Below are 5582 nucleotides of genomic sequence, written 5' to 3' on the forward strand. Positions count from 1 at the left end.
AAAGGCGAGCTCGGAGAAAAAATCTCACAAGCCCGCATTTAATCACCCTTGGCGTCAATATAGACACCTACAACGTACGTCAAGGATACCACATCGGGCGTAAAATTTCTACCTGCTGTTACAACAGGTTACTGTCAATATCTCATTGGTTAAACCCTTCAATTTTTTATTTGCTTATCTTGTTTCCTTTCATTCCCTTACATAGTCTAGCCGGCTCGTCCATTCCGTCAAGGGTAAAGGCTTCGCCCTCCCTGTCGCTCGCCCTTGACTCCATTCCCGATCCTGGCTATAGGATTTTACAGGGAATGAAAGGCCCTCTGTCGACTTACGGCAGTCGTTTCAGCTTCCTTTTTTTGTTCGCTTTTTCACATCGCAGGATTTATGACTTGTTGCAACTGTTTGCTAAATTCGCGTAACCACGCTTCGCTTCCTTGAACACCCGGCATGTGTGCCTGACACCATGCCCCGACTTCCTGGTTGCGACGGATACCTCTGCCAATGCGACCTCGCTTCTTTCCCTTGTCCGGTTGCTTTATTTGGGGCTGTTCCTTACGCTCAACCTGCTCCACCATCCACCGGCAGACTTCGTCCCATTCACCATTTCGCACTGCGGCTTTCACTTGCACCAGATGGTGTGCGCCTTGTACACTCCATGCCATGCCTCGCTTTTTCATGCGATCTGCTACCAGGTTGTCGTTTGCATTCTCTACATTCCCAAGGCCTCGTGCAATTTCCGGTAATTGTGTCGCACTTGCCCGGTAATCCATGAGACTTTCCCAGTTTTGCTCTATCGTCTTTTTCAACCGCCTAATCTCTTTTTTCTTCTCGATGTGCTTGCGCTCCTGAACGTTCATCAACGCCTCGAACCCTTGTCGATCATCGGTTTCAATCATCGCCCGAATGGTGTCCACCATCGCTTGTTGGCCAAATCCGAATACGCGTTTTATCCACCGTTGGAAATGAAACGTGTCTATCTGATGCAAGGCATTCGCGTATAGTTCTGCTCCGTATTTGCCCCATGCTGCCCCATCGCTGCCAAAGACGATCACCCCTACAATTTCCAGATCATATGTGGTTACCAAATATTGATCCACTCGTTCCCAGTACGCTTCTGCTGTACCGGTTGTCGCCAGTATTTTTTGATGTTTCAGGCGATACCGGCTTCCTTTCGGCTCTGCTGCTTCCCATCCTTCGTACACACAACCCACCTTGATTTCCAGGCTCTTTGCTTTTTTTCGATCCGCTCCCTGAAGGGGGACATGCACGCCATCGGATTCAACCACTACAATGTCCGCTTTTCGGGTGCCTTCCTCCGCGCTATCGCTATTTCGTCGCTTTTCGATGGCTTCCCCAATCGCTTCAACCGCCCGGTGTATCCTTTGATGGCTCATATGGATGCCTATTTGGCTTAGCATCTTCGCACTCTCACGGTAAGAGTTTTGGGTCGCCATATAGGCGGCGGCTTTTATCAGGGTGGGGCTTTTCGTTTGTTTTTCTTGAATTCCTTAATTTTTCGTCCAGCGCATAGTGCCATGTTTGCTGATTACGATACAATCGACGCCGATAACAGATTTCACCAAACAATGTCTGAACCCCCATCTCACGGAAACCTTCACTCTTGCCTGGGCGATTTTCCTGTTCAAAGAGCCGATGATCTGCCTCTGTTATAACTTTTTCCATCATTGGCACACCAAGTGCCTTCACCATTTTAAATATCTCTTGCTCCAATCCCACAAAATCCATCTTGCCATCCATGATTTGTTGCGCTAAACTGGAGATGTATTTAAATAATTCCATTGAAAAGGGACCTCCTTTTTTGAAGGGTGTGATAGGTCTCTTTTCGCTTTTTACATGCGTTTTTCCTCCTATCCTGACCAATGATTATTTTACTCTAACGCGAAGAGGGAGTGCTGCCACATGAACTTCTCGGTAGAGAGGCTCAGGAACGACAATCTACGCCAGTGAAATGGGGATACAGGGGGAGAGGCGAATTTTCAAGGCGAAAGATTGACAAGTCGTAAGATTTAATGAAAGAAAAACATAGAAGTAAAAATGAAGCAAAAAAATCATTGCCAAGGGATTACCTACAACGTAAAATATGAGCGAAGGTGTATCTAAGAATGGTATCGCACACGAATAATACCTAAACATAGAGAATCATTACGGAGGACTTAAGCCATGCCTGTATATTTGCGAAGCCTCAGGCTATTAAAAGAAAATATGAAGCAAGGTGAAGCCGCCGAGTATCCGTTTCATATTGACAGCATCCAATCCCTGGAAGAATTAACATTCGAATCATCTGTCACCTTTTTTGTCGGCGAAAATGGATCCGGAAAGTCAACTCTATTAGAGGCTATAGCATATCAATGCGGTTTTCATACGGCGGGGGGATCAAGAAATAATTTTTATAACGTATATGCCTCCGAATCGATTCTTGGTCCTTATATTCGATTATCTTGGCTGCCTAAGATAACCCGCGGTTTTTTTCTTCGTGCTGAAACATTTTATAATTTTTCCTCACATATTGATGACATTGGAGCAAGGGGGGCTTATGGGAATAAATCGTTACATGCGCAATCTCATGGGGAGTCTTTTTGGTCTCTCTTTAAAAATCGATTCACCAAAAAAGGAATATATTTGTTGGATGAACCTGAAGCGGCCTTATCCCCAACACGACAACTTTCTTTTTTACGATTGATCGATGATATGGTAAAGGAAGGAGAATCCCAATTTATCATTGCGACTCACTCACCAATTATCTTAGGGTACCCAAATGCACAAATATTCAATTTTGATACGAAACCGATCTCTAAAATCGCCTATGAAGAAACGATTCACTATATTATAACGAAGAAATTTTTAGAAAACCGTGACGGTATTCTGGCGGAAATATTAGCCAAATAAATAAAGACGACTCATTGAGGTCGTCTTTTTTGTTTTTCATTTGGGGTTCGTTAGGATCAAGCCTTGTCAACGTTGTCTAGTAAATACCTGCATAATTTCGAAAATTTATCTTGATTATACATTGCCTGTAACAAGTCGATGACATGCTTACGATTATTTAATCCAAGGATACTTGATAGAATTATTTGCACGTCCTCAAAATTAGGTATAGTTGAGGTGTATAATAATTCAGACGAGATACCAGGTAGCTTTGATTTGTAAGAATTATAAATCGGTTGTTTTTCTAATCGTCTTGATAAAATAACCAAAGCATGTTCCATCATTTCTCTTTTGCCATCAGGTATATCCATAGATACTAACCATTCATAATAGGGATATTGGGGGTTAGGAAGTTTACTAATAGTTAATCGTGAAACCTGCGTTTCCAGGTGTTCAATTTTTTTCTCAAGTTCCTTAATCTTTTCCTCAAAGTTCATTATTAATTCCTCATAGTTTCAATTTCTAGAAAATAAGCCAATCAATTACTGCTTTAATAGCATCTGCTATTTGTAGTGCAGTACCACCACTAATCTTCAAATCATTTCTAAGGAAATTATATACATATGTTTTTACCATGTTTGAAGTAAGGTCTGGAATTTCAGCAATGTAATCGAGTTTGTCTGCAATTTTGTTTGCGTTTTTTGATAATGAAGCTGCAGCTTTTTTATCAAGAAAACCAACAATATACTCTAATGCAGGGCCACCATAACGAAGTGCACTAGCTACTGTATTAACAGCAATGTTAACAATTGTGCTCTTAATCCCTTGTGGCTGTACAATATTGTTTAGTGGTTGAGTAGTATCTGAAGTGCCAATCTTTACAGCCTGAGCAGAAATTTCCCCAGACGCAAGCGTACTACTTGAAAGTCCCGGAATTATCGAAAACCAAGCGATAGATCCAGTTAAAAAACCAATTAGAAATTTCTTTTTCAACATCAAATTTCCCTCCTCTCTTTATTACATATATTCTCTTGTGTAGGTGTCAATAAAGTCCAAAATTTGGCGTAAACTCACATCTCCCTAGTGTTTCCATTTAAAAAGGACTCAACTCTTTCATTAACTCCCCCTCCCTTAATTTCTAAAAAATGTTAATTATATATTAACTATTAAATTCTAAAAAGTCAACTAAGAGAAGTACAATGTGTGTTGTACGTCTGTGATATTGTCATATTGTAACGCATCAGTGAAAATGTCACTATGGGACAGGAGAGAATCGCATTGAAAAAAGAAGAGTTGAATCGTTACAAAGTCATCAGGCAACATATGGAAGGTTCCACCACAGGAGGTGAAGCCGCAAAACAGCTCGGAATCAGTATCCGCCAGGTGTATCGCCTCAAAAAACGAGTTCTTGAGGAGGGAGAAACAGGAATCATTCATAAAAACAGAGGGCGAAAACCTGCACATGCCATTCCTAACGAAACGAGGGAAACCATTTTAGAGCTTCTTACCAGTGATCGTTATCAAAACTGTAATGACCATCATTTTGCTGAATTATTAGCAAAACATGAAGGAATCGAGGTGAGTCCATCGACCATCCGTCGCATTCGCTCTGACGCTCGGATCAAGCCAAAACGGAATAGACGACCCCCAAAGACTCATCGTCCAAGAGAACGCAAACCCCAAGCGGGGATGTTGATTCAAATGGATGCAAGCCCCCATCATTGGCTGGAGGATCGAGCAGAACCGCTTGCTCTGCATGCCGCTATTGATGACGCCACAGGTAAAATTTTGGCTGCTACGTTCCGCCTACAGGAGGATGCTGCAGGTTATTTTCTGATCACTCGACAGATGATTGAGAAACACGAGATCCCCATGGGAATTTTTTCAGATCAACATACGATCTTCCGCTCCCCCAATGAAAAACAAACCATTGAGCAAGAGTTAGCAGGTGAAGTTATGCCACTCTCTCAATTCGGTCAAGCCTTAAAGGAGTTAGGGATCACTCATATCAAGGCAACGACTCCACAAGCTAAAGGACGTATCGAGCGTCTTTTCCAGACCTTGCAAGATCGTTTGCTCTTCGAACTGCGCATTCGCGGAGTCAACACGCTTGAGGAGGCCAACCGGATCCTTCCGGAACTGATCGAAGATCATAATCAAAAATTCGCTGTAGAGCCTCGGGATCCTGAAGCTGCTTTCGTTCCCCTAGAGCCAGGACAATCGCTGGATCTGATTATGCTATCGCGATGAGCGAACCCTGGGGCCGGGAGAAACGATTTCTTATCAAGGCAAAACCTACAAGATGGACACTACAGAACAAAAGCAAACGATCCCACTCAAAACCCGTGTAGAAGTACGTCAGACACTGGATGGAGAGTTGTTTGTCTGGTACAAAGGGAAAAGCTATCCCTTACGGGAAACCACCAAACCAGAACGCCAAACGACTCCCGAACAAAAAAAGGCGAGCTCGGAGAAAAAATCTCACAAGCCCGCATTCAATCACCCTTGGCGTCAATATAGACACCTACAACGTACGTCAAGGATACCACATCGGGCGTAAAATTTCCACCTGCTGTTACAACAGATAGGTCATCCTTCATCCCTTAATGGCCCTAATAGCTTGTATCGTGAATGAAATCAAGGGCGAGCGACAGCGAGGGCTTTGCCTTTACCCTTGATGAAATGAGCGATACAAGCTA

Annotated in this window: 5 protein-coding genes and 1 pseudogene; 2 read left to right on the forward strand and 4 right to left on the reverse strand. The window is 43.0% G+C overall.

Annotated elements, in window-relative coordinates; translation table 11 throughout:
- Positions 1–365: 365 nt before the first annotated feature.
- Complete coding sequence (locus L1765_RS15545) at positions 366–1451, reverse strand: ISLre2 family transposase (protein ID WP_268928977.1); 1086 nt, start codon at positions 1449–1451, stop codon at positions 366–368.
- Positions 1426–1797, reverse strand: a complete 372-nt coding sequence (locus tag L1765_RS16040; protein ID WP_268928978.1) for a UPF0236 family transposase-like protein — start codon at positions 1795–1797, stop codon at positions 1426–1428. Before L1765_RS16040 ends, L1765_RS15545 begins: the two co-directional genes overlap by 26 nt.
- 381 nt (positions 1798–2178) lie before the next feature.
- On the opposite strand from L1765_RS16040, the gene L1765_RS15550 reads away from it, so the two are divergent.
- Positions 2179–2904, forward strand: a complete 726-nt coding sequence (locus tag L1765_RS15550; RefSeq protein WP_236408405.1) for an AAA family ATPase — start codon at positions 2179–2181, stop codon at positions 2902–2904.
- Between the two features lie 56 nt (positions 2905–2960).
- On the opposite strand, the gene L1765_RS15555 is transcribed toward L1765_RS15550, so the two are convergent.
- Positions 2961–3380 (reverse strand): hypothetical protein, encoded by a 420-nt coding sequence (locus L1765_RS15555; RefSeq protein ID WP_236408406.1) that lies wholly within the window; start codon positions 3378–3380, stop codon positions 2961–2963.
- Between the two features lie 25 nt (positions 3381–3405).
- A complete protein-coding gene (locus L1765_RS15560; protein ID WP_236408407.1) occupies positions 3406–3879 on the reverse strand; it encodes a hypothetical protein in 474 nt (157 codons plus the stop codon).
- 282 nt (positions 3880–4161) lie between these two features.
- Between L1765_RS15560 and L1765_RS15565 the strand changes: the two are divergent.
- Positions 4162–5443: pseudogene (locus tag L1765_RS15565) on the forward strand (ISNCY family transposase).
- The last annotated feature ends 139 nt before the right edge of the window (positions 5444–5582 follow it).

The sequence above is a fragment of the Microaerobacter geothermalis genome (assembly GCF_021608135.1).
In the GTDB taxonomy this organism is placed as follows: Bacteria; Bacillota; Bacilli; order DSM-22679; family DSM-22679; genus Microaerobacter; species Microaerobacter geothermalis.

Bases quoted from the DNA above. Each gene is read 5' to 3' on its own strand.
- L1765_RS15545 (WP_268928977.1), bottom strand. From the start codon at position 1,451: ATGGCGACCCAAAACTCTTACCGTGAGAGTGCGAAGATGCTAAGCCAA.
- L1765_RS16040 (WP_268928978.1), bottom strand. From the start codon at position 1,797: ATGGAATTATTTAAATACATCTCCAGTTTAGCGCAACAAATCATGGAT.
- L1765_RS15550 (WP_236408405.1), top strand. From the start codon at position 2,179: ATGCCTGTATATTTGCGAAGCCTCAGGCTATTAAAAGAAAATATGAAG.
- L1765_RS15555 (WP_236408406.1), bottom strand. From the start codon at position 3,380: ATGAACTTTGAGGAAAAGATTAAGGAACTTGAGAAAAAAATTGAACAC.
- L1765_RS15560 (WP_236408407.1), bottom strand. From the start codon at position 3,879: ATGTTGAAAAAGAAATTTCTAATTGGTTTTTTAACTGGATCTATCGCT.